At 56.8% G+C, this 23,754-nt stretch carries 13 protein-coding genes, 9 tRNA genes, 1 other RNA gene and 2 pseudogenes; 18 read left to right on the top strand and 7 right to left on the bottom strand.

Going from position 1 to position 23,754, the window contains the following annotated elements; all coding sequences use genetic code 11:
- The 7 genes and pseudogenes from NUW13_15515 to NUW13_15485 all read right to left on the bottom strand — a co-directional run.
- On the bottom strand, positions 1 to 217 hold a 217-nt coding region (locus NUW13_15515; protein MCR4440417.1), incomplete at its 3' end, for a hypothetical protein.
- Positions 218 to 1,366: 1,149 nt separating this feature from the next.
- Positions 1,367 to 1,561 (bottom strand): annotated as a pseudogene (locus tag NUW13_15510) (transposase).
- Between the two features lie 838 nt (positions 1,562 to 2,399).
- Positions 2,400 to 3,146 carry a T9SS type A sorting domain-containing protein gene (locus NUW13_15505; protein MCR4440416.1) on the bottom strand — a complete coding sequence of 249 codons (747 nt, stop codon included), beginning with the start codon at positions 3,144 to 3,146 and terminating at the stop codon, positions 2,400 to 2,402.
- Positions 3,104 to 4,312, bottom strand: coding sequence for a hypothetical protein (locus NUW13_15500; GenBank protein ID MCR4440415.1), 1,209 nt, complete (start codon positions 4,310 to 4,312; stop codon positions 3,104 to 3,106). Before NUW13_15500 ends, NUW13_15505 begins: the two co-directional genes overlap by 43 nt.
- A gap of 81 nt (positions 4,313 to 4,393) precedes the next feature.
- Positions 4,394 to 6,766, bottom strand: coding sequence for a cohesin domain-containing protein (locus NUW13_15495; protein MCR4440414.1), 2,373 nt, complete (start codon positions 6,764 to 6,766; stop codon positions 4,394 to 4,396).
- Between the two features lie 1,174 nt (positions 6,767 to 7,940).
- Complete coding sequence (locus NUW13_15490) at positions 7,941 to 9,356, bottom strand: sigma-54 dependent transcriptional regulator (GenBank protein ID MCR4440413.1); 1,416 nt, start codon at positions 9,354 to 9,356, stop codon at positions 7,941 to 7,943.
- Positions 9,357 to 9,668: 312 nt separating this feature from the next.
- The gene (locus NUW13_15485) at positions 9,669 to 12,077 is read right to left on the bottom strand and encodes an ATP-binding protein (protein ID MCR4440412.1); all 2,409 of its coding nucleotides are present in this window, start codon (positions 12,075 to 12,077) and stop codon (positions 9,669 to 9,671) included.
- A gap of 737 nt (positions 12,078 to 12,814) precedes the next feature.
- Between NUW13_15485 and obgE the strand changes: the two are divergent.
- The 18 genes and pseudogenes from obgE to NUW13_15395 all read left to right on the top strand — a co-directional run bounded on the left by obgE (position 12,815) and on the right by NUW13_15395 (position 23,729).
- A pseudogene (obgE, locus tag NUW13_15480) lies at positions 12,815 to 13,780 on the top strand (GTPase ObgE).
- A 37-nt stretch (positions 13,781 to 13,817) separates the two neighbouring features.
- The gene (gene dprA, locus NUW13_15475; GenBank protein MCR4440411.1) at positions 13,818 to 14,912 is read left to right on the top strand and encodes a DNA-processing protein DprA; all 1,095 of its coding nucleotides are present in this window, start codon (positions 13,818 to 13,820) and stop codon (positions 14,910 to 14,912) included.
- Positions 14,913 to 14,924: 12 nt separating this feature from the next.
- Positions 14,925 to 16,112, top strand: coding sequence for a DUF362 domain-containing protein (locus NUW13_15470; protein ID MCR4440410.1), 1,188 nt, complete (start codon positions 14,925 to 14,927; stop codon positions 16,110 to 16,112).
- A 23-nt stretch (positions 16,113 to 16,135) separates the two neighbouring features.
- Positions 16,136 to 18,388 (top strand): T9SS type A sorting domain-containing protein, encoded by a 2,253-nt coding sequence (locus tag NUW13_15465; GenBank protein ID MCR4440409.1) that lies wholly within the window; start codon positions 16,136 to 16,138, stop codon positions 18,386 to 18,388.
- Between the two features lie 158 nt (positions 18,389 to 18,546).
- Positions 18,547 to 18,630, top strand: a tRNA-Ser gene (locus NUW13_15460).
- Positions 18,631 to 18,651: 21 nt separating this feature from the next.
- A tRNA-Ser gene (locus tag NUW13_15455) sits at positions 18,652 to 18,742 on the top strand.
- Positions 18,743 to 18,806: 64 nt separating this feature from the next.
- Positions 18,807 to 20,306 (top strand): glutamate--tRNA ligase, encoded by a 1,500-nt coding sequence (gltX, locus tag NUW13_15450; GenBank protein MCR4440408.1) that lies wholly within the window; start codon positions 18,807 to 18,809, stop codon positions 20,304 to 20,306.
- A gap of 8 nt (positions 20,307 to 20,314) precedes the next feature.
- Positions 20,315 to 20,385: transfer RNA gene (locus NUW13_15445), tRNA-Gln, on the top strand.
- Between the two features lie 60 nt (positions 20,386 to 20,445).
- Positions 20,446 to 20,522 (top strand) — tRNA-Arg (locus tag NUW13_15440).
- Positions 20,523 to 20,639: 117 nt separating this feature from the next.
- A tRNA-Glu gene (locus tag NUW13_15435) sits at positions 20,640 to 20,712 on the top strand.
- 91 nt (positions 20,713 to 20,803) lie between these two features.
- Positions 20,804 to 20,877, top strand: a tRNA-Arg gene (locus NUW13_15430).
- A 24-nt stretch (positions 20,878 to 20,901) separates the two neighbouring features.
- The gene (gene tadA / locus NUW13_15425; GenBank protein ID MCR4440407.1) at positions 20,902 to 21,390 is read left to right on the top strand and encodes a tRNA adenosine(34) deaminase TadA; all 489 of its coding nucleotides are present in this window, start codon (positions 20,902 to 20,904) and stop codon (positions 21,388 to 21,390) included.
- Between the two features lie 17 nt (positions 21,391 to 21,407).
- A tRNA-Ser gene (locus NUW13_15420) sits at positions 21,408 to 21,494 on the top strand.
- A 47-nt stretch (positions 21,495 to 21,541) separates the two neighbouring features.
- Positions 21,542 to 21,624, top strand: a tRNA-Ser gene (locus NUW13_15415).
- Between the two features lie 78 nt (positions 21,625 to 21,702).
- A tRNA-Ala gene (locus NUW13_15410) sits at positions 21,703 to 21,775 on the top strand.
- A 5-nt stretch (positions 21,776 to 21,780) separates the two neighbouring features.
- Positions 21,781 to 22,048: signal recognition particle sRNA large type (gene ffs / locus NUW13_15405), an RNA gene on the top strand.
- 56 nt (positions 22,049 to 22,104) lie between these two features.
- Positions 22,105 to 23,310: a DNA polymerase III subunit gamma/tau gene (gene dnaX / locus NUW13_15400; protein ID MCR4440406.1), complete on the top strand. Its 1,206-nt coding sequence runs from the start codon at positions 22,105 to 22,107 to the stop codon at positions 23,308 to 23,310.
- A 56-nt stretch (positions 23,311 to 23,366) separates the two neighbouring features.
- On the top strand, positions 23,367 to 23,729 hold the full coding sequence (locus NUW13_15395; GenBank protein MCR4440405.1) for a hypothetical protein: 363 nt from the start codon (positions 23,367 to 23,369) through the stop codon (positions 23,727 to 23,729).
- Positions 23,730 to 23,754: the final 25 nt, after the last annotated feature.

Below are 23,754 nucleotides of genomic sequence, written 5' to 3'. Positions count from 1 at the left end.
GAGACGTGCCTGACTTGTTGAACAGGATGGAGCCGTTTTTACCGAAAGAACCTTCAGAAAAGGAGTGAGCTGTCCAACATCTCGCTCCAGCCGACTGCTCCCTCGGCGGCTTCGCTCCGGTGCAGTGGCGGAGCCCGGTGCCGTTGTGTAGCCTCAGCTTTTCGACCTCCCAAGCGCTGAAGAAAGGAGAAATCGCGCCTGACTGGTCGAAAAGCAAGAGATTGCCTCGAACGCGGCTTGATTTGTATCAACCTTGCTCATCCCGCATGGGCGTTGGCCCACTTCGACGAGGCAATTCACCTTGAGCCGGAGTTGGCGTTGCCGCATCTGGACCGAGCAGTTACTCTGCACCGACGTGGAAGGATTCAGGGTGCGTTGAATGTATCCGAGCCAGTGACGAAGTACGATCCCAGACCTTCAACCGCATGGTACAACTTGGGTAACCTACTGTCACAATTGGGGGGCGAGGACGATGCCTTGGCTGGGCTCGACAAAGCCGTCGCAGTGAACGGGAACTTAGATCCTCAATCGTGGAGCTGCTCGGGCGAACTTGGATAATTTAGCACAAGGTTTGCAAAGTTTCGATCGCGTTCTTGAAATAGACCCTAATGATTCAGATGCATTGAATGCAAAAAGCCAGGTCCAAGCTGCTATGGGCCGAGGAGGCAACCATGATTGACGCGCACCAATTGGTTAAGGTGCAAACGCTAGTCAAGGCCGGGCGACTTAACGAGGCCAAAATGCTCCTTGGTCAAATCGCTTGCACAATCCCACAGCCAGACGACGTGACCACTCAGTTTGAAGCGAATCAAGTAATGGAAGTATGTGGTGCTATCGGCCAGACTCTGAGGAAAAACGGCCAGTTGGAAATGGCCCTACCTTGGCTCAGCACTCTATGTAAGTTCGCGCGCAAATTCGCTCCAACTTCAGTAGACACCGCATGGGACCACTACCACTATGCCGAATCATTGATCGAGTATGCCGACTCTCTGGCCGAACCCGCCCGTACGAACTGCAGGAAACGTGCTTCGACAATGTGCGATGAAGCTCGGAGGATCAACCATACGTCGAACAACCCAAGTTCGAGATTGGCGGAGAAAATACGCCATTTAATAAGGCGCTGCACGTGACCTGCATTGCGCTTCCCTTCATGGCGGCAGGTGACCTTAGAGGTTAGGCCGTCTGAGCTAGCGGTGAGGAGGCCATGTGTATGTGAGACGGCAAAGTCGCTACGAAAGACCGGCTAGTTCCGACATTCGCAAGACAATCGCTCAAGAAAATGGGCCCCTCACCCGAATTTGTCCACGAATGTGGGCATCTTGAGGCCACCGAGACAGTGGAGCAACAGGGTAGAAGAGGCCACTGGCTATCCATACCCCCGCGCCCTCATGCTGACCGCCTTGGCACTGGCATTCATTGCCTCCGCAAGCCCGCTGTCAACGGAAAGCGCAAAGTAAGGCAGCACTCCATCGCGATGGCTGCCGAGCAGGAAGGCGAACTCCTGCATCGGCCGGAGGTGCGACTCCATGGCCATACTGATCCAGTGCTCCGGGAACACCGCTGCCTCCGGGTGAGTGCGCTGCTCCTAGAGATGACGCAGCTGCTCCTTGAGCAAATAGGCGCGACTGGTCTGGAGATTCAATCCCTCCAGGTAGCTGAGACGTTGTCGCTCCGGCGACTGATCCCATCAATCCCCACAATGAGGACTTGTCGCGGCAGGCCAGCCCATAAGCCACCACCCGCCTCACCGCTGCATCGACCGCCTGCCAGGAGACGCCACACAGATGGGCCACTCTGCCCATGGCCAGCAACCGTGCCCACTCGGCCAGCGCCAAAATGAGCGGGTACGACAGCGAGCCTTTCCCCTGGCTGCAGGGGATCTTCTCGACGCGCACGCCGCACTGCGGGCAGGCCACCCGTGCGGGCCGGTAGGAGATCCACACCGGGATATTCCACAGCGGCACATGGCGCCACCTGCGGGTAGACAGACGGTCCCTGCCCGGGTGGCGGTTGCCACTGCGGGAACACTCCCGATGCCTGCCGCGGATCAGCTCAAGGTGTATGGTCAGACCCTTCAGGTCACCAGTGACGCTTGCGACAAGATGATCCTTGATTCCCAAAGTCCACTTTACTATCTTTTCCATCGGCATGAGAGACCTCTTCGTAGCTCTGGGTGCTGCGAAACGGCCCAAAAGTTACGAATATCTCTCATGCCTTTCAAGTAGTTACCTCCCGCATATCCTGCACAAATTCTGGAGAGGAGCCAAAAAATTTGCCCATCTCTAGAAACAGTTCCCCCGGATGATCTTGGAAAGAATATCCGGGGGAACGGGATGGTTTTAGATCAAGTTTACTGTTCGTTTTTTAAGACGCAATGAATAAAGCCCCGCTAATTCATACTACTTCGCCAGAATCAATTTGCGATAGAGCACCACTTCCCCGGTCGTCAGCCGACAGATATAAATCCCACTGGCCACTCTAATGCTCATCTCGTCCTGAGCATTCCAGTCAACGGAATGAACCCCTGCTCCTTGATGGCCAGTGACCAGATTCTTTACCAAACGGCCATATGTACCAAATATTTGCAACAGCACCTGTCCGGCCTGGGGCAGGGCGGAGGAAATTGTCGTCGTCGGGTTAAACGGGTTGGGATAGTTAGGATTCAGGACATACTCCTCAGGAAGTTGTTTGGTTCTGTCAGCAACCGAGGTGGGATTGGGCGTCACATACGAGATGTTCTGAGGAGTCAAAGTAATGGGATTGCCTGAAGGATCATTAGCCGTGACCTCGCTCAGAGAAAGGTTGATGGTTATTCCGCTGGTCACCGAGGGCTTTTCTTTCAACTTGATCCGTGCTACGATGCCCGTGCCACTGGCGGCCGGCTGACCGCTCTTTTTGCTGATGCCGACACTCACCACGCCAGCGCTGTTGTTGATGTCGGGAAAAAACACCGGGTCTGCTCCCAGAAAATCGCCCTTTTCGGCAGACAGTGCCTCCAGTTTATCCGCTGGAAAGTTGAATTTGAACGCCACACCGAACAGGTTCTGGGCATCCTTAACCTGAATATCGACGTAGAATTGCTCGTGCAGGGCGTGGTTATTGACTACCGGGGTAATATAAGCTTGAGTAATAGCAGAGACATCCACTCTGGCGAAAATGTCTTTCCCTTGTCCTGGGACACGACTATCGGTCCATGCGAAATATAAATTATTGTTAACCCATTTAACATCAACCCCATTCTGCATTTTTTTCCGCTATCCTGGTTAACACGCATTTCATGCCCCGTTGGCTGTGCGTCTGATGAGAAGAAACGACAATAAATATCACCGTCATCATCCAAGCCATTTCGATAATCATCCCAGGCAACGATGAAGATGTTATCGACTCTATTCACCGCAATAGCAGCGCCGGCCTGATTCGTATCCTCTATAATCTCATTGACCTTGAAATTAGGCCCGATCAGCATACCAGTACTCGAGATGCGTTGCCCATAAACATCAGAGTACCTCCCGTTTCTAGCATCTTCCCAGACGATGACATAATTGCCGTTTCCATCAATGATAATCCTGGGATCGGATTGATAGCCCTCCACTGGCTCGGTCACCCTAATAGTGGAGCCCCGACTCACACCATCATAACCAAACTTTTTGCAATAGACGTCAATATAGGTTCCCCAGGCCACCATAAAGTTGCCATTTTCATCCATAGCAATGTCTGGATAATACTGGTCCAAGAAGGGCTGATCTTCATCCACAAGAAAATTGCTTCCCAGTTTATTGCCTCCATTATCATATCGCTGACAGCACAAACGCAAATTAGAATTTTGCCAAACTACAACAAAAGTTCCATCAGCTCTCATTGCAATAGCAGTCTCATTTTCATAGCTTGGTACAAGGGATTCGCTTATTTGGAAGCTATTTCCTCGTTTGGTTCCATTGGAATAGAAGCATTGTCCATAAATGGACTGTCTTCCGTCATCCCGCCAGACAATCACAAAATTACCATTACCATCCACTGCAACTGAGGGAGAGCATTGATCCCCATAATCCGTGGCCGGGTTGACTCGAAAGTTACTGCCCCTTTTTGTTCCCCTACAATCATAGAGTTGACCATAGATATCCCAATTGCCATTTCGCATGTCCTGCCAGACTACGATAAAATTTATGTTTCCATCACAAGCAATTCTTGGTCGTATTTGATCGTTGTCGTCGGTATTGTCGTTCACCTGAAACTCCTGGCCCAGGACACTGGTTACTGAGATCACCAAATAAAATAAGAAACATGATATTTGATAAATCAACATGCGCTTCATGAGAATATCCTCCTGAAATAAAACAAAGTCCGAAAAGGCAAGTGCCCGCCACTTCTAATTTGGCGGGCACTTGGCTTTAACTCACTTTGCGAGTATCATTTTTTGGTGCAGCACATGATCTCCAGCAGTCATGCGATAAATATACATGCCGTTGGCCACTTCTTTGCCGGCGTCATCGCGGGCATCCCAGGTGACCGAATGCATGCTGGGTTGTTGTACGGCATCGACCAATGTTCTCACCAGGCGTCCAGTCAAATCGAACACATGGAGGCACACGTGTGTTTCGGCGGGCAACGCATAAGAAATCGTGGTCGTCGGGTTAAACGGGTTCGGGTAGTTGGTAAACAGCTGGTATTGAGTGACCGGCGCTGCAGCAATATCCGTCCACACAGGATTGGAGCAGGCCTGAGCCTGAATGTGAATCGGCTTGCCCTGAGCATCATTCGCTTTCACACCTTCAATTTTCACGCCGGCATTTTCAAGAGATCGCTCGCCAGTTGACAAGCGGAACGTGATGCGGGCTACCGATCCCTTTTCCGCCGTCGCTTTCTGTCCCATCTTCCGGCTGATGCCAATGCCCATCTTGCCCAGACCTGGATCATCTTTATAGAAGAAGATAAGATCCTGACTGAATAGATCTCCCGCTTCCGCCAGCGTGAACGCTAGATCCTGCGGCGGATAATTCAGCTCAAAAGCGAGTCCAAAAAGGTCGGCTAGGCTTTCTGCCTGAATATCGAGATAGACCTCCTTTCGCTCGGCATTGAAGGAGAGTTTCGGGATAAGCGTGCCGGCAATCACACCCGATGGTTCATTCTCATCAGATGTTTTTGCCATCGTGTGTGTCTTACCCCAGTTCAATCCGATGACCAAAACATCGGCCTGGTTGACTATCCCGTCGCCGTTGCCATCGGCGTAAGTTGCCGCTTCGGGAGTCCAGGGGCTTACCGTGTGGCCAATCCATTGTGTTTCGTTGGCATGGCAGGTCCGCCGTGGTCCGGTTTTATTCCAATGAACACCGAGCGGCAGGACATCCGCCTGATTGACAATTCTGTCGTTATTGGTATCTCCCGGCCATACGGTAATGCCGCTGGTAATCGTTATGGTAGCGCTGCCGAAGGCTAATCCGATTGGATTGCCGTTGGGATCATTGGCGGTTGTATTCTGAATGGCAAAGGAAATCTGGGTGTTGGCAGGTGTTGATCTCAGCGATTTGAATCTTATTTTAATGACCGAACCATAGCTGTTTACTCCAGTACTCAAGCCTTTGCGGGTCAATCCAACGGCTACTTTTCCATGTGGATCATCCGGCGTGACAAATTCTAACAGATCCGACCCTAAAAATGAGCTGCTCATATCATAAGAAACATAATCAATATAAGTTGTTGAATAACCAAGTTCAAAACTCACGCCGTATAAGTTTGAGACCGGTTTAGCAGCAGGACCAACGATAATTTCGACATCAAATTCAGCGCCGGCTTGCTGAGTAGAGGCGGTGGAAGGGGTAATGGGAATATCGCCGCCTCCTGCGCTAATCCTCACGCTTTTTCCTCCGGACCAACTGGAGACAACTGAATTATCAGAAGAACATCGAGCCTGGGCTTTCACTGTATAGGTTCCAGGAGAACTATAAGCATAGCTTTGAGAAGAAGAACCCCAGGAGGAATAAACGCCATTGCCCCAATAAAAACGGTATTGGACACTATGTCCCTGATTACAGGTCGAGCCGCCGGTTGAGAAGGACAACGATTGATTAACAGTTCCTGTTGAAGGACCGGAAGGCGTGTTCGGAGTACTTACTGTATGGCTAATGTTCCCTGCAGTTTCCCAACAAATTGCCTTGAAGAGTTCTTTTGATTTGTCATTGTAAGAAGGTGAACCAGCCCAGAAAGCCACCGAACCCTTCTGATAGGAGCGAACGAAACTAAAAATATTTCCGCTGTCATAGTCCCACATTGCCAATATAGTTGCATCCGAAGCAACATTCCTCACAGCTGCGCCTCCCCAGCCGCCACAATAAGCTAGGATATCGTTCCTGCGCAGCGATGTACGTAAGGGATTGTCGATCTCCACCTTAGCATAGCTAACACCTACGTTGCTATATCGTGATGTACCAAACCAACTTGAAATGTAACTTATGTCATAACCGCCGCCGCAAAAAACACATGGCGTGCCGCCCATCAAGATTGCACCACCTCCACTTGCTACATAGTTTTTGATATAGTCGGCAGTTGTTGTGTTACAAGCTCCGTAGTCCTCGCAGATAACAAGAATGTAGCTTGACAGATCGGAGGGAATAGTGGTTGCCACATCAGTCGTAAAACCAAGCTGAGTTAAAGCAGTTAAGACACCAGCGTCCGATGCTCCTGTAACGTATCGACATCGTTTGGTTTGTCCCAAAAGGTTTGTTACAAGAATAAGCGATGAAATAATGCCCGAAAAAATAATCCGTTTCATTTTGTCCTCCCGATTTCCTGTTCAACTTAGTACTTTGCCTACCGCTCATTTTTCATGTTCCACCCGTCCAGCACGTTGTTCTCGTAAACGAATTTTTCATAGCACAATCCAGATATTCACCTCCTCATGTTTGACAACTCCTTTGTTATCATCTTCAAAGAGTTATTCGACCATAGTCTTACAGTCCCCCAATTCTTACCCCCCTGAATCCCATACCAGTAAGATTCACGACATCATTAACTGGCAGCCAGGCAACGCTCCCTTGCTTTTTCCGGCTAACACTACATTGGTTGTAAAACAGATCAGCGACTAAAGCTGAGCGATCGCCTTATTTGAAGCTGACGCGTCTAGAGAAGGTGTCAAAAAAGCTATGGTAAAAACATTGGATCAAGATGGTTATTCACCCCCTTACCTGTTTATATTTACCTTGTGAAGCCTCAAGCTCTGCCGATGCAAGCGCTCACATCGAGCGATTTCTTTCAGATAAGTACTTTTGTGTTCCAGTTGACAGGCTTTTCCGACGGCGGTCCTGGCCTCTTCATAACTTCCGGCGCACTCGTAGGCCACCCCAAAGTCAAAGAACGCTCTGGAGTTCGTTGGAGACTGCTCGACATCAGTCTTAAAGACCTTGATGACCTTTTCCCAATTGCCTGGATTTCGCATGTCCAGTATTCCCTCTCTATTTTGTGCTTTGTCATACAATTCTTATGCCTTGTCAATAATATTCTGTAGTATCATATATTGCAAATAATAATAGGGAGTTAAATGAAAACTACATTGCCGGAGAATGACTGCTGTTCAATGTCGAGTGTAAAATTGACACAAAGGATTCCGGCTTGCTTCCGTATCCTCTGGAACATCAAGCCGTAAGGTGTTGAAAAATGACACGGATTTTATGATGCCGGTGAGACAAACCAATTCAGCCGTTCACGACTGAAATGCTCTGCTCGGTCACAAGTCGCGCTATCCGGGGAAAATCTTTGGAAGGAAGGACGGGATTGCTGTTCGACGGGGATCTTTCAGTCGACAACAAGATAATCTTGAGCGGAGGGGATTCAAATTCATTATGAGCGGCAAAGTTCTGCAACTAATTCATGCCAACGTGCGATACAGGCACTTTCTGCCCCTGCGCTGGCTTCCTTAAAGTGTCTCTCCGATTTCTTGGCCGAGTCTCTTAACTCTTTATCCCCAACTGTCTCATCTTTCGATACAGATTGGCGCGGTCCATACCCAGTATTTCGGCGGCCTTGGCCACCCGGCCGTCCGCGGCTTTCAAGGCGTTCTGGATATATTCCCGTTCAAACTGTCTGCCGGCTTCGGTGAGGGGTTTTGTTTCCTTGGCGGCGGGTGCGAGGAATGTGCCGCCTTCTTCCTCGAGCAGCGGCCGCACCGTGTCCAGATCGATTACGTCCCCTTGTTTCAAGATCATCAATCGACTCACAAAGTTGCGGACTTGGCGGACGTTGCCCGGCCAATCATAACCTTTGAGGAAATTCACCGCGGCCGGTGTGAGCTGGGGCTTGAGGGTTGCATTCTTGTCCGCATAGTCGCTGATAAAGTAATCCAACAGCAGAGGGATGTCTTCCCGGCGTTCTCGCAGAGGGGGAATCGTGATAAGGAGAACGTTCAGACGGTGATAGAGGTCTTCCCGAAAGGTTTGAGCATCGACCATTTGCTTAAGATTCTTGTTGGATGCGGCAATGACCCGCACATCGACCCTTGAGGTTTGGGCGGCGCCGACCCGTTGGATGTCGCCGGTTTCGAGAAAGCGCAGCAGTTTGGCCTGAGCCGCAGGACTTAGGTCGCCTATTTCATCCAGAAACAAAGTGCTGCCGTCGGCGGCCTCAAAGCGGCCCTTTTTGGCCGTATGGGCGCCTGTAAAGGCGCCTTTGGTATGGCCGAACAACTCGCTCTCCATAAGCGTGTCGGGAAGAGCGGCGCAGTTAATTTCCACCATCGGCCTCTTGGCTCTGGGACTACAGGCGTGGATGGCCCGTGCTACCAATTCTTTGCCCGCGCCGTTTTCGCCGAGGATGAGCACCGGCGAGTCGGCAGGAGCCACCTGCTCGATCAGTTGATACACTTTCCTTATCGCCTGCGTTTGGCCTACCATGCGATAACGAGCCAGCGAATCTGCCTTGTAACGTTCCAATTGCTGCTGCAAAAAACTGTGGGCAAGGGCGTTGCGCACGGTGACGATGATTCTGTCCCGATCGAAGGGCTTTTCCAAAAAGTCGTAGACGCCCAGCTTTGTCGCCTCCACGGCTTTGGCGATAGTGCCGTAGGCGGTAATGAGCACGACGGGTATCAGGGGCTTGCGGGCGATCATTTTTGCTGCCGCTTCGATGCCGTCGAGGTCAGGCATGGTAAGGTCCATGAGCACGAGGGCAGGTTCGTTTTCGCTGAACAGTTGCAGCCCCTCGTTACCGGAGTGCGCTTCCAAGACCTGATAGCCTTGACCGGTCAGCATTTTTCCGAGTATCTGGCAAATCGAGGGGTCGTCGTCACCAATCAAGATTTTGGGATTGTCATTCATCGGCTTGCGATCGTATGGGTCAAATTGGCTAAAGACTTTGCGTTCAGATCTCAAGGCGACTCGCGCAGAGGCCTAACGCTCTTCCCCGAGGGATTGGTACCGTCCCGTTGTGCAGCAATGGGGCGATAAGATTATAATATACAATCCCTGTGCCAAATTATTTTTATCACTCTTCCGTGTGTGTCGTCCAATCGGTCATTCTGCCGGGAACCCTTTTCGCCGCTGCAGCATACGGCAAAAGTGTGCCGAAGCACCCTGGGGGTGAAAGGCATCCAATCGGGGCACGGTCGCGAACGCACCTCAAAGGGTCGCGTTACCGACTGCATAACGGCGCTCCCAGATGTGCACAATCTGGTCAAGGAACAGTCAGCTTTCATTTTTGGCTCGAAACCACAACGTTACGGTTGTTCCCCTGCCCACTTCGCTCTGGATATCAAGCTTCCCGCCGTGGGAATCCATGACCTTCTGGACGATGCTCAGGCCCAGACCGGATCCTTCCGGCTTGTTTAGGGTGAACCAGGGCTGCGTCACTTTGTCCAAGTATTCGGGCGGGATCCGGCAGCCGGTATCCCGAAGTTGCAGCTCGACGTACACCGCAGCGGGATGAAAGTGTCCCTCTTCGGAAAAAAGTTGTACTGTTTGCGTAGAAATGAGGATGCGCCCGCCGGCCTTTAAACTTTCGATCGCATTAAAGAACACGTTTCGAAAGGCGTGACCGAATTGCTCACGGTCGATGAGGGCATGCGGGAGGTTGTCGCCCAATTCCCAGTGGATATGGATGTTGGAGGAGCGTTCCGGTTGCCACTGCAGGACGAGCTCTTTCACTTCATCGTTCAGATCAACCGGCAGCAATTGTGGCTTTTCGAATTCCACGAATCGCATGAATGCATCGTTCAACCGCTTCAATTTGGTTACCTGCGTCGTCATTTGCTCGAAAAGCTCGTCGAGTTCCCCCTCTTCAATGCGATACTTCTCCTTTAATTGCACGCGCATTTCCTCGGCACAGAGCTTTACAGTCGTTAACGGGTTCTTGATGCTGTGCGCCAATTTCTGCGCCGCCTGTGCCCAATGCTTGATCTGGCGGGCCTGTTCCTCTTCATTCGAGTCGAAAATCATGAGGCAATACATTCGCACAGAAGGCAGATAAACAGCATGTAGTTTAAGAGGGATTCGATTTTCGCCCGCAACGATGCTAAAGTCGACCAAAGTTTCGGAAAGTGCTTGCCGGAGAGTATCGTCCAAGGCCCGCTTCAACGGTTCGAGCTGCGGCGCAGAAAAAGCCTCCCGCCAAGTCTTGCCGGTTATCGCACGGGGCGGCAGCCGCAAAAGCTCCGCCCAGGTGTGTCCCGCCTTGGCAATCCTCCCTTGCCGATCGATCAGCACAACCCGATGCATAACATCGGCTTCTTCAAGCACAGAAGGAAGAATGGCGCGCGCTCTCTCACCGTAAAACCAGTTTCGGATAATGAGGCCGGCAATGAAAAGCAAAAGGACAATGGCAATCCAGGGGCTTGATTTTGCCGCCATGGACACCGCCGGAAATGGAAACGGAGAGGTTTGACATTCCAACAGTTGATATTCTTTGTGATCAGGGAATTCACTGATGACCAGCAGATGGTTCTTTTTTCCTCCATGTACCACCTGGACATAGGTTTGCGAGGCGGGAGCGGTAATCGGCCAACGGCACAGCTCCTGCAATTGGCTGTCCAAGAGGATGATCTGTTCATTGGGGAGTATGCAGACGGTTTCGTGGAGGCCGTCGCCGTCAAAATCTTCTGCTGCTGCCGCCGCCACCCGTTGCTGATAGGCTTTTGAGACTCGCTGTTCGATTAATTTCCCATCCAGGAGACGCACAAAGCCGTCGGTATTGCCCATGACGATTTCATCTTTGCCGTCGCCATCAAAGTCCCGACAAAATTGCCGTTGGAAATCCCCGACGAATGTGGTAAACTGGTTGCCGTGTCGTTTCTCAACTAAAAGTGAACCGTCGCGGGCATCCAGAATTTGAATACGATCCTGATTGGGAAAAGACTCTCGATTGCTGTATTGATACACGGCGATGCTCTTGCTGCCGTTTCCCTGAAAATCACCCACTCCGGCCCAGGCGCCGGTCCAGTACGGCCCGACGGCGCGCTGCCATCTCAGACGGCCGTCGCAGTCCAGCACAAAGACGTAGGAGCTGTCGTCGGCGGTGTCGAGCCCTTTGATGCCGTTGCAGTTCGCATAGCTGCCCACAACAATTTCTGCCTTATTATCGCCGTCCAGATCGCTCACTAGGATGTTGCCCACAGAAGGTCCGATGAGGTACTGCCAAACCACCTTTCGCGAATGAATATCGGCCGCCAGGAGACCACGTACTCCGTTTGTATCCCAGGAGGTGTTGATGATAAATAAAGCAAGGTTCTGACCGGAGCTATCGGTAATGAGCGTAACGGCACCGATAGATGGATGAAAACTAGATTCCGGTGTGTCCGGGTTTCTGTGAAAAACGACAAAATCCCTTAGGAATTTTTCGTCAATGGCCATTCCTATGGTCAGGGGGGGTGGAGGGAGAATCCTGCAGACCAGCGAGTCTTGAGTGCCGTAAGTCGCCAGAAACGCTAACGAATCCTGGACGGCAGTGGGGATCGGTTGCACGGCATACATACGGTTCCCGGAGATTTTAAAACTCCGGTAGTAGAGATTCAACTCTGAATCGACAAGGTCGGATTGTTGGTCGGGGTGTTGAACAAAGAGTTCATCGATACCATCGCGATTGAGATCGAAAGGCTGCATGCTGACCTGGTGACGGGTCCAACGGGGGTGCAGTCGGTAATATTTAGGCTGCACGCTCGCGCCCAGAGCGGTCATGTCGAGCCGGAAAACAAGAGGGCAGCAAGGCATAAGGTCCCTGCCGCCGCTCTACGGATCATGGTCGCCTCCCCATCGCAAGGCGCGCCCTTCGAAGGTACCCAAAGGCGCAGAAAAAGTCAAGCATTTTCTCCTTTGTGGCTGGAGAAACCAGGCACCCCCCACCCCGTCCTGCCTGCCTGGGACGCGCTGCGCAGGTCGCGTGTGGGCCATTGTCTTCAGCCCCAGCCTGGGTGCCCACCACTTGATTCCCCCGACACATGAGGTCACACAACAAGGCTCGGCGGTCCGCCCTCAGGAAGGGATTGCAGGCCTTTGCACGCCCCCTTGGCGCCACGCACCTCAAGCACCTCGGCAAACCGCCGCCCCTGGTTTACCCGTGGCTTAGGCACGCCGTTCCTTCGACATGGCGCGTTAGGCGCAACGTCGCCCCGTGGTAATTCCTTCGAGGCAAGAGCCCAGAAGCCCGGCTACCGCGAGGGGTGCCTCCTTTGGGCTCAAAGCCGATCGACGAACTCATACCCCAATTGGCACCGATAGGGTTGCCCGACAGTGTCGGAAAGCTCACCTGAGCCAACCGCATGGGGGTGGTACCATTACCATTTTCCTTGAATAAGAGACAATTTTGTTGTATTATTCCGACGGTTGACAGCGAGGTGAAAGTGTTTATCGACGTTGCTAAGATCTCAGTCAAGGCCGGGGATGGAGGAAACGGGTGCGTGAGCTTCCGGCGCGAGAAGTATCTGCCCAAGGGCGGCCCTGACGGCGGCGATGGTGGCGATGGTGGGGATGTGATCGTGGAAGCCGACGAGCACCTGATGACCCTCCTGGATTTCCGCTACCGGCATCGCTTTGCCGCTGGCCGAGGTGGTCACGGGCAGGGTGCCAACTGCGCCGGACGGCGTGGCAGGGAGGTGGTCATCCGAGTTCCGGTGGGGACGGTAGTCAAGGACCTCGAGAGCGGGCGGGTCATCGCGGACCTCACTGCGCACGGGCAGCGTGTGGTGGTGGCGCGTGGCGGCAGGGGCGGCAGGGGCAACGCTCGTTTTGCCACTCCCACAAATCGCGCGCCACGGGAGTGGGAAGAAGGGCAGCCGGGCGAAGAGCGCAACCTCGAGCTGGAGCTCAAGGTGCTGGCGGACGTGGGCCTGGTGGGGCTGCCCAATGCCGGCAAGTCGACGCTGCTGTCGCGACTGTCGGCTGCGCGGCCAAAAGTGGCCGATTACCCTTTCACCACGCTCTCGCCCCATCTGGGCATCGTCAGGGGCAACGACATGAGCTTTGTCATGGCCGATATCCCAGGCTTGATCGAGGGCGCGCATGCGGGCAAGGGCCTGGGCATCCAGTTCTTGCGGCACATTGAACGGACCCGGGTGCTGGTGTTCGTGATTGACGCGGCAGCAGGTGAGGTGCAGCAGACCTATCAGGTTCTTTGTCACGAACTGCAGGCCTACAGTCCGGCCTTGCTCACGAAGCCGAGGTTGGTGGCTCTGAACAAGATTGACCTGTTAGCCGACGGCCCGTCGCAAGGGGGCGGATTCGAGCCTGGTGTGCCGGTGTGTGCCATATCTGCCCTGACCGGGGAAGGTCTGGGGCAACTCGTCTACCTGGTGGAATCGCTGCTGCAAGGGGCGACGCTGCGCTTGGGTTCAGGAGGGGGCAAAGGTGAAGATTGACGTTGAAGCCTTGCTCAGGCTGTCTGCCGTGCCGGGCGTGGGACACAACCGTTTGCGGGCGCTGGTCGGGAGGTTCCAGTCCGCAGAGGCGGTGTTCAGCGCGTCCATGGCCGAGTTGATTTCGGTGGAAGGCATTGACAAGACCATCGCCCGCAACATCCGTACGTACCGCGACGATGGGTTTGCTCGCGAGCAGCTCTCGCGTCTTAACCGGCATGCGGCGCACATCGTCACCTTTTGGGATGCGCAGTACCCGCGCCTGCTCAAGTCCATAAGCGATCCCCCCGCCTTCCTCTTTGTGCGGGGCAGCTTGCGGGCAGAGGGCAATCAGGCCGTGGCCGTGGTGGGCACGCGCAGCCCCAGCGACTACGGCAGGCTGGTGACGGCGCGGCTGTGCGGCGAGCTTGCTACCCAGGGCGTGACCATTGTCAGCGGTCTGGCGCGGGGCATCGACACCGAGGCACACAAAGCGACCTTGCAGGTCGGGGGCAGGACCATCGCCGTGCTCGGTTCTGGGGTGGATGTCATCTATCCGTCCGAGAATCGCGCCTTGGCCAAGAGGATTATCGAGCAGGGGGCCTTGGTATCGGAGCTGCCCATGGGGGCGGGCCCCGATGCGCCCAACTTCCCGCGTCGCAACCGGCTCATTTCCGGCATGTCCCTGGGCACCTTAGTGGTGGAAGCGGGAGAAACGAGCGGCGCTCTCATCACTGCCAATGTCGCTTTGGAGCAGAACCGAGAGGTGTTCGCCGTGCCGGGCAGCATTTTCAGCCCAAAGAGCCGAGGCACGAACCGGCTCATTCAAGAGGGGGCGAAGCTGGTGATGTCCGCCGAGGATGTCTTGGCGGAGCTCCGCCCTCAACTCCCCTCTCTGGTCCGGGAGGCCAGGCGGCAGGAGGTAAGCGTCGCATTGACCGAATTGGAGAGAAAAGTGTTAGAATCCCTTTCCCACGAGCCGATGCACATCGATGTCATCTCCAAGAACAATGGCCTTTCCGCCGCGCAGACGCTCACTCTTTTGCTTTCCCTTGAGCTCAAGGAGTTGGTCAGGCAATTGGCCGGCAAAATGTTCGTGAGGGCATAGCAGGACGCGCGCATGAGAAGACTGCAGGAGGCGCCAGAGTTCCTGGCCGAGGCAAAGACCGCATCGCATCCCGCCGGAGTGGGCGTGGTCAGCGCAGTGCGCTGCCCGAGCTACGACTACCAGGTGGTGGCAGAGGCAGTGCAGCGCGTGCTTGCCCCGTTGGGAGGCATGGAGCGTTTTGTGCGGCGGGGGCAGAAGGTGCACGTCAAGCCCAACCTCCTTGCCGCCAAAGAGCCCGCGCGGGCCATCACCACTCATCCGGCGGTGGTGGAGGCGGTGGTGCGACTCGTGCAGCACTTGGGCGCCAAGGTGACCATTGGCGACAGCCCGGGCGGGGCAGTCACCGGTCTGCAGCGCTATTGGGACAACACCGGCCTTTCGCAAGTCGCGCGCCGCACAGGTGCACCGCTGGTGGCCTTTGAAACGGGCGGCGTGGTCGAGCGCAGGGTGCGCGGTATTAGCTACTATGTCTCCCGTTACGCGGTGGAAGCCGATGTGCTCATCAACCTGCCCAAGCTGAAGACCCACAACCTGACCCTGTACACTGGGGCCGTCAAGAACCTTTTTGGGGTGATACCGGGCTTGCGCAAGAGCGAGTACCACAAGCAGGCGCCGCACCCGGAGGATTTCGCCGAGGTGCTGGTGGACATCTATTCGGCGGTGCAGCCGCATCTGCACATCGCCGATGCGGTGGTTGGCCAGGAGGGGAACGGGCCTTCTTCTGGGAAAGTGCGACATATGGGTGTACTGTTGGCCAGTGCCGATGGGGTCGCCTTGGATGCTGTGGGCGCGGCGATGATGGGATTCGCCGAGGACGAGATCGACACCACGCGCATTGCAGCCCGGCGCGGCCTGGGTGAGGGCTCGCTGCAACGCATAGAGCTCATCGGCGCCGACATGGACAGCCTGCGCCTGCCGGATTTTGTCCTCCCGTCCAACCGGCTCATCAAGCTCATTCCCCGCTGGCTGATGCTCCTGGGGGCGCGCCTCATCTGGGTGCGGCCGCGCGCCATTCCCGAGCTGTGCCAGCGCTGCGGGGTCTGCGAGCGCAATTGCCCAGTGGGCGCCATCCATCCTGACGAGGAAGGCTTCCCCCACATGGACTATGCACGATGCATCGAGTGCATGTGCTGTGACGAAGGCTGCCCGCACCAGGCCATCGAGCAGGAGATGAGCTGGCTGGCCAGACGCTTCTCATGAGGTAACTTCCAACGCGAGGAACTATGTGCCCACCAACTTGCGGCAGGGCGAGGCTGCTTGCCCCCCTTCGCCACCTGGCAGTATTTTTCACGGTCCTCCTTGCCGTCACAGGGCAGAGCTTTGCTGGCCAGGAGCTCTCTTCGCTCGCCGCCAGCGCCAATGGTTTTCTTGTGGACAAGAGGTGCCCCTCTCGCGGACAGGTGCAGTCCGAAAATGGGCGCTACTGGTGTCGCTTTCGGGTGGCGGCCGCCGGGGACGAAGTGCGGCAGCTCGTGGACTTTTGCCTGTACGAGGAGGAGCGCCAGCTCTGGAAAATGAGTGTGGCCCCGGGTTCAGATCTCTACATCTCCAACGCGGGGGTGGTTGCCTTCGTGGTCCACGATCGCCATTGGGCCGGCGAAACAGCGCTCGTTTTCTATTCGCGGGACGGGCGCCGTCTCATGTCCCTGGCGAGCAAGGGAGCTTCCCTGTTCGGCTTTTCCGCCCAAGGAAATCTGTTTGGCGTCTGCTCTGCGGCGGGTTTGCAGGTGGTCGCCCCGGCCGCAGATCAAGTCACCACGCTTGAACCGGCGCTGCAATTTGATTTTTCCGGGGACGAGACCCTGGTGGCCCTGGCAAACCCAGGACGCGTGGTTGTGAAGAAGGGCCAGGCGACCCTGTTCGAGGCAGCCACCGGGCTCGCTTCCCCACGGGCAGTGCGCGTGTCGAGCCGGGATTCGCTGGTCGTGGTAATCGACCGACAGATGCTGCGTGCCTTTTCCTTGGCTACCGGCCAGTGTTTATTTGCGGACACTTTGACAGGGACCGCCGCCTTTCGTGACCTGCGCATAGCGGAGGGGAAGATCGTCGCCGGCATACAGGTGCCCGACAAAGGAGCCCTGCAGGGGGTGCTCAGAGTGCTGGACGTCGCAGGCAGAGTGGTGCACGAGGAGTACGGCGAGCGGCTGGTCCTACCGCAGGAGGGCGGCACGCAGCGGGGCCTACGGAAGGGCGCAGACGATGGCATCCCCTGGCCTTTCGCCCCTTTTGACAGCATGCGCACCGTGTGGAACTACTACGAGCAACACATGGGATATGACTCCAGCTCCTACCTGCACCAGGGACTGGACCTTAGCACGGCGATTGGCGAGCCGGTGTACGCGGTGGAGCCCGGCATAGTCAAGTGTGTCCTTACGCTGGGCGGGCCGGCATACTGGCGGCTGGCCATCGCTCCCCAACAGGTGGCGGAGCCCAGCGTTGGTTGGCTTTACGCCCATCTCATCAAGGAATCGATCGCCTGTGCACCTGGTGACACGGTGGCGCTGCATCAGTACCTGGGACAAATCGTCCGCTGGGGCGACGACTGGGGGCACATCCACTTCGTGCAGATACAGGACTCCGGCTTAGTGTGGCGCTACGATGACGGCGAGTGGGGAATCGTTGGCAACCCGCTGCTTTCGCTGCGGCCCAACACCGACACGATTCCGCCGCGCATCCTCGAAGTCTTCCCGGACAGTAAGTTCGGCATCTGTCTGAACGAAAGCAGCGTCTACTTGCGTCCGGACAGCGTGTACGGCGCCGTGGACTTTATCGTGAGGGTGGTCGACGACATTGGCGATGGCCTCTACGAGCTGCCAGCGTTCGAGCTCTTCTACTGGATTGTCTCGTTGGAGCGCGGCGACTTGGTAGTGCGCCGCAGGCTGGCACAACGGCTGAACCACGCCTACCCTTTTTATGGCTCCTCCCACTATGAGGAGTATGCGACGCTCATCTACAAGCGCGATAAGGTCCTGCCGCCGCCGGAATGGAGCCCTCACACCCGCGCCTTCTTTCATCTGCTGACCAACAGCGATGGCGACGATCAGCTTGACCTGTCTGAGCACCAACTTGCGTTTGTTACCACGGAGGTGCCGGATGGCCGCTACCGAATTCACGTCTTGGCCCGCGACCTGACCAATAGCGTCCGGGATAGCATGGACTTTAGGGTGATGAACTTCCCCACGCGCGCCGGGCGGGCCGCCCTTCCGGAGCACCTGGCCCTGGCACTTGAGGGGCCTTTCCCTAATCCATTCAACTCGAGCACGCGCGTGTCCTACAGAATCCCTACCGGCGGGGAGGCAGAGCTCGCCGTGTTCGATGTTGCCGGCCGCCAGGTGAAGCGCTTAGCCGGTAGTTGGCATCGGCCTGGCCGTTTTTCGGCACTCTTCGACGCCAAGGAGCTGACCAGTGGGATGTACTTCCTGGTCCTTCGGCTGGGAAGGCAGAGTGTGCGCAAGAAGTGCGTGTTGGTGCGGTAGGGAGCGCCCTGCGGCTCGGCGCATTGCCCGTTCCTGGCGCAAGGGCCGATTGTGTGAAAAACTGGTTGTTTGAAAAGGTGCGTTTTCTTATATTATGCGCGTCCTGCCGAGTGTCTGCTGCGGCAGGGAGACTCCATCTGCGAGCATGGTGAAAAGATGGAGGGCTAGACCTAATTGGTAAGGCAGCGGTCTTGAAAACCGCCGGGTGAAAACCCATGGGGGTTCGAGTCCCTCGCCCTCCGCAGTAGAGGTCGCAACCATCAGGAGAGGTGCCGGAGATGGCTGAACGGGGCGGCCTGCTAAGCCGTTGTAGGGTGTATAACTCTACCGAGGGTTCGAATCCCTCCCTCTCCGCGAAAAAGGCCAAGCGGGAGTTCATACAAACGTCAGTGGGTGACAACTACAGACCGTGAGTTCTTTGACAAAAGAGCAAGTGCGGGTACGCTTTGCCCCCAGTCCCACAGGCTTCCTCCATGTGGGCGGGCTGCGCACGGCCTTGTTCAATTTCCTCTTCGCGCGGCGGCACGGCGGTGTTTTTGTGCTGCGCATCGAAGACACTGACCGCACGCGTTACGTCGAAGGCGCCACCGAAAACCTCATCGAGATGCTGCGCTGGGCCGGCCTGGAGCCGGATGAAGGGCCGGATGTGGGAGGTCCATATGGGCCGTATGTGCAAAGTCAGCGTTTGGACATCTACCGCCACTATGCGCAACAACTGCTCGCTACTGGCCATGCCTACTACGCCTTCGATGACCCGGCCAGTTTGGAGAAAATGCGCCAGGCGCTGCGTGCGCAGGGCCGCTCCGATCAGCGCTATGACCGCGCCCACATGTGCAACAGCCTGACCCTCTCGGACTTGGAATTGCGCAGGAGAATCGCGGCGGGTGAACCGTACGTGGTCAGGCTCCTGGTGCCCGAGGACCGGGTGATCGCATTCGAGGATGTGGTTCGAGGCCGCGTGGAAATCCATAGCAGCGAGGTGGATGACCAGGTCTTGCTCAAGTCCGATGGCTACCCCACCTACCACCTGGCCAACGTGGTGGATGACTACCTGATGGCCATCACCCACGTCATCCGCGGCGAGGAGTGGCTGTCCAGCGTGCCTAAGCATGTGCTCCTGTACGAAGGCTTTGGCTGGCAGATGCCAGTGTTGGCGCACTTGCCGCTCATCTTCAATCCCGACGGCTCAAAGATGAGCAAGAGGGACATGGGCAAGCCGGGGCAGGAAGGGCGGCGTTTCGACCCGGATGTAGCTACCTATCGCAACGGTGGGTACCTGCGCGAAGCGCTCATCAACTATTTGGCCCTCCTGGGCTGGAATCCGGGAGAGGGGGATGAGCGTCAGATTTTCACCCTTGAGGAGTTGATCAGGGAGTTTTCCCTGGAGCGGGTGAACAAGGCGCGGGCCATTTTTGATCTGACCAAGCTGCAGTGGATTAACGCCGAGCACATCAAACGGCGGAGCGGTGCCGAGCTGGCGGCCCTGGTGAGGCCTGTGCTCGAGGCGCGCGGCATCGGCGACGTTGACGAGCTGTACTTGCGACGCGTGGTTGCTCTCCTCAAGGAGCGGGTGCGCATCATCCCCGATTTTGTGGAGCGCGGCTGGTACTTCTTCCGCGACCCAGAGACCTACGAGGAGAAAGCTGTCAAGAAGTACTGGAGCGCGGAAACCGCCGGGCTTTTGCGCGAGTTTGCTCAAGTGCTCGCGGGAGTTGAGGTCTTCACGAGCAGCCGCATCGAAGAGGCGGTGCGCAGCACGGCCTCGCGCCTCGGGGTTGGAGCCGAGAAGAGCATTCACCCCATGCGACTGGCGGTGTCAGGAGTCAGTGTGGGGCCTGGCCTCTTCGAGCTGCTGGAGGTTTTGGGCAAAGAGGCGGTGCTGCGGCGCATCTGGCGGGCAGCAGAGAAGTTGGGGTGAGTTTCCTCTGGGGAGTCGTCCAACGGTAGGACACATGACTCTGGATCATGGTATCGGGGTTCGAATCCCTGCTCCCCAGCAAGAGCCCGAGGCCAGGGTGCCCGTGACACAAAGGTGGGTGCGCAGCTGCGGTGAACGGGCGCCCGTAGCTCAACTGGATAGAGCTTCTGACTTCGGATCAGAAGGTTGGGGGTTCGAGTCCCTCCGGGCGCGCCAGGAAGGCAGGACACATCAGGGTGCGATGCGCGGTCGCACCTTTTGCGTGCCGGCCACCACGGGGGCAATCTTATTGACAGTGTTGCTTTTTGTTTGTATATTGGCAGGTCATGCTGCGGCGCGTTCGTCTAGTGGCCTAGGACGCCGGCCTCTCACGCCGGTAACACGGGTTCGACTCCCGTACGCGCTACTTATCGCGCGCACAAGCGCTGCGCACCGACAAGGGCAGCCATCGGGGTGCGCGCACGAGACTTTGTGAGCTGAGTGCCGCAGAAATGGTTGCGCCCGTAGCTCAACTGGATAGAGCGCTTGGCTACGGACCAAGAGGTTGGGGGTTCGAGTCCCTCCGGGCGTACAGAGGCTGTACACGGCGACGGTCATGGTGATGCACGACGGCGGCCACGAGACGTGGATGGAACAGGCCTTTCGCGAGGCAGAAAAGGCCTTAGCCAAGGGGGAAGTCCCCGTGGGCGCCGTAGTTGTGTATGAGGGCAGGGTCATTGGCCGAGGGCACAACTTAGTGGAGACGTTGCAAGATCCCACTGCCCACGCCGAGATCATCGCCCTCACTGCCGCCGCCAATTCGCTTGCCTCGTGGCGGCTCAACGACACCGTGCTCTACGTGACTTTAGAGCCGTGCCCCATGTGCATGGGGGCGCTCTTGCTGGCGCGGGTCTCCGGCCTGGTTTATGGGGCGCGCGATCCGCGCTATGGCGCGTGCGGCTCAGTGGTCGACTTGCCCAGCCAGAAGGAGCTGCGCGCCGACATCCACATCGTCGGGGAGGTGATGGCGGAGCGGAGCAGTGCGCTGCTCCGTCAGTTCTTTGCCACTGTGCGAAAGAGCGCCGCTGTGGGGCAGGGCTCATAGTCGCCAGCGCTTGCCACGGAGAGGTGCGAGAGCGGTTGAATCGGACGGTCTCGAAAACCGTTGTCCCCCTCCGGGGACCGTGGGTTCGAATCCCACCCTCTCCGCTCGAAAAGGACTGGTGAGGCAGTCAACATCTGCTCTGGGAGGCGTTGGAGAGGTGTCCGAGTGGTTTAAGGAGCACGCTTGGAAAGCGTGTGTACGAAAGTACCGCGGGTTCGAATCCCGCCCTCTCCGCCCGAGAGGCGCTGATAAGGCGACATTGACCGGGGGCGGCTGTGTGCGAGAGGCGGGGGATGGAGTTTTGGAGGATGTGGGGCCGTAGCTCAGCTGGGAGAGCGGTACGTTCGCAACGTACAGGTCATGGGTTCGAATCCCATCGGCTCCACAAGGCTGTGCTAGACGGGGAGTTAGCGGTGCCCTGTAACCTGCAATCCGCTATAGCAGGGTCGAATTCCCACCCTGAGGTCCGCTCGCACCTGTCTACTTCCCCGGCAAGCGGTGTTGATAGCCCAAGTCCTGCGCAATAGATCCGTGCTCAACCCCGTCAGGACCGGAAGGTAGCAGCGGTAGGCACTCCGTCTATGTGCCGCAGGGGAGCTTGGCTGGAGCTGGCTGCCGGAAAGGGTCAGGTGCAGAGAGATCGATGGTGGGTGCACAGCCGCTGAGCTGACTACCCAAGCTTGCCGGCGGAACGGTTCCTGTGCGGAGAGACGGATGTCCTACCTGGTGTTGGCCAGAAAATACCGGCCGATGCGCTTCGAGGAAGTAGTCGGCCAGCAACACGTCACAGCCACGCTGCGCAATGCCATTAGCTCAGGACGAGTAGCTAACGCCTACCTGTTCGCCGGGCCGCGCGGGGTGGGCAAGACTTCGGTGGCGCGCATCCTGGCCAAGGCGCTGAACTGCGACCAAGGACCTTCGCCCACCCCCTGCAACGAGTGCTCTTCCTGCCGGGAAATTGCCGAAAGCCGCAGCTTGGACGTGCTCGAGATCGACGGGGCCTCCAACCGCGGCATCGACGAAGTGCGCAACCTGCGTGAGACGTTGCGCTATGCTGCTTCTCCCGGCAAGCACAAGATCTACATCATCGACGAAGTGCACATGTTGACCATGGAGGCCTTCAACGCCTTGCTGAAGACGCTTGAGGAGCCTCCGAAGCATGTGCTCTTCATTTTCGCCACCACCGAGCCCAGGCGTGTGCCACCGACTATCCTCTCCCGCTGTCAGCGCTTCGACTTTAAGCGCATTGCTGCGCGGGACATCATCGCCCAACTGAAGACCATCTGCCAGGCAGAAGGCATCACCATCCCGGAGGAAGCGCTGCTGCTGATTGTGCAGAAGGCAGACGGCAGCATGCGCGACGCCGAGAGTATCTTAGACCAGCTGGTCGCCTATAGCGGCGACACCATCACCACCGAGCAGGTGTCCGACCTGCTGGGCATCATCGACCAAGACCTCTTTTTCGCCTGCTCGGCGCTCATCAGGGAGCACGGCAGCAAAGCGGCGCTGGCCATGGCCGACAAGGTTTTTGCCGAGGGCTTGGACTTTGTCGAGTTCATGGTGGGCCTCGCCGAGCACCTGCGCAACATCCTCATCACCAAATCCCTGCACAGCACCGAGACCTTGGACGTCTCCGACAGTTTTGCCGAACGTTACATGGCGGAGGCGGAGGGCTTTGCCGTCGAAGATCTCATGCGGCTCATCAAGATCGCCAGCGAGGCAGCGCAGAGCCTAACGCGCGTGGAAAACCCCCGCGTGCAGTTCGAACTGGCCTTGCTGCGCATGGTCAACTTGGACCGCACGGTGGACCTCGGCGAACTCCTGAGCAGGCTGGATGAGGTAAAAAAAAAGCCCCCGCTGAGCGGCCTGCTCCAGCCAACGCCCGTACCGCGCCACCAGCCACTGCGCCCCCCAGAGTAGCCGATCGCGTCCAAGCTGCTCCTGCAGCAAAGGCCGGCCAGGTGGACCTGGAGCAAGTGAGGCAGGCCTGGCCGCAGCTGATCGAGGAGGTGCGGCGGCAGCGCATGGGCTTAGCAGTGACCCTGCAGGAGGGCGTGCCCGCCAAGGTCGAAGGCAACGCGGTGGTGGTGGCCTTCCGCAGGGATAATGGCTTTCACATGCAGAGCGTGGAGCGCGGAAGGGGCTGCATCGAGGAAGCCCTGGCCCGCCACGTTGGGCAGAGGCTGCGCATCAAGTGCGTGCGGGACGAGCAGGGCGTGCTTGGCGAGGCGCCGCAACGCCAACGTCCCCCGGCGCAACAACAACTGCAAGAGTTGGCGCAGAACAATCCCGGGCTGAAGAAGTTGATGGAGCGGTTGGATACCGAGCTCCTCGAGTAGGAGCAGGGAGGAAGACTCATGCAGA

The sequence above is a fragment of the candidate division KSB1 bacterium genome (assembly GCA_024655945.1).
In the GTDB taxonomy this organism is placed as follows: Bacteria; Zhuqueibacterota; Zhuqueibacteria; order JANLFK01; family Oleimicrobiaceae; genus Oleimicrobium.
This window is presented reverse-complemented; position numbering and strand designations above follow the sequence as displayed.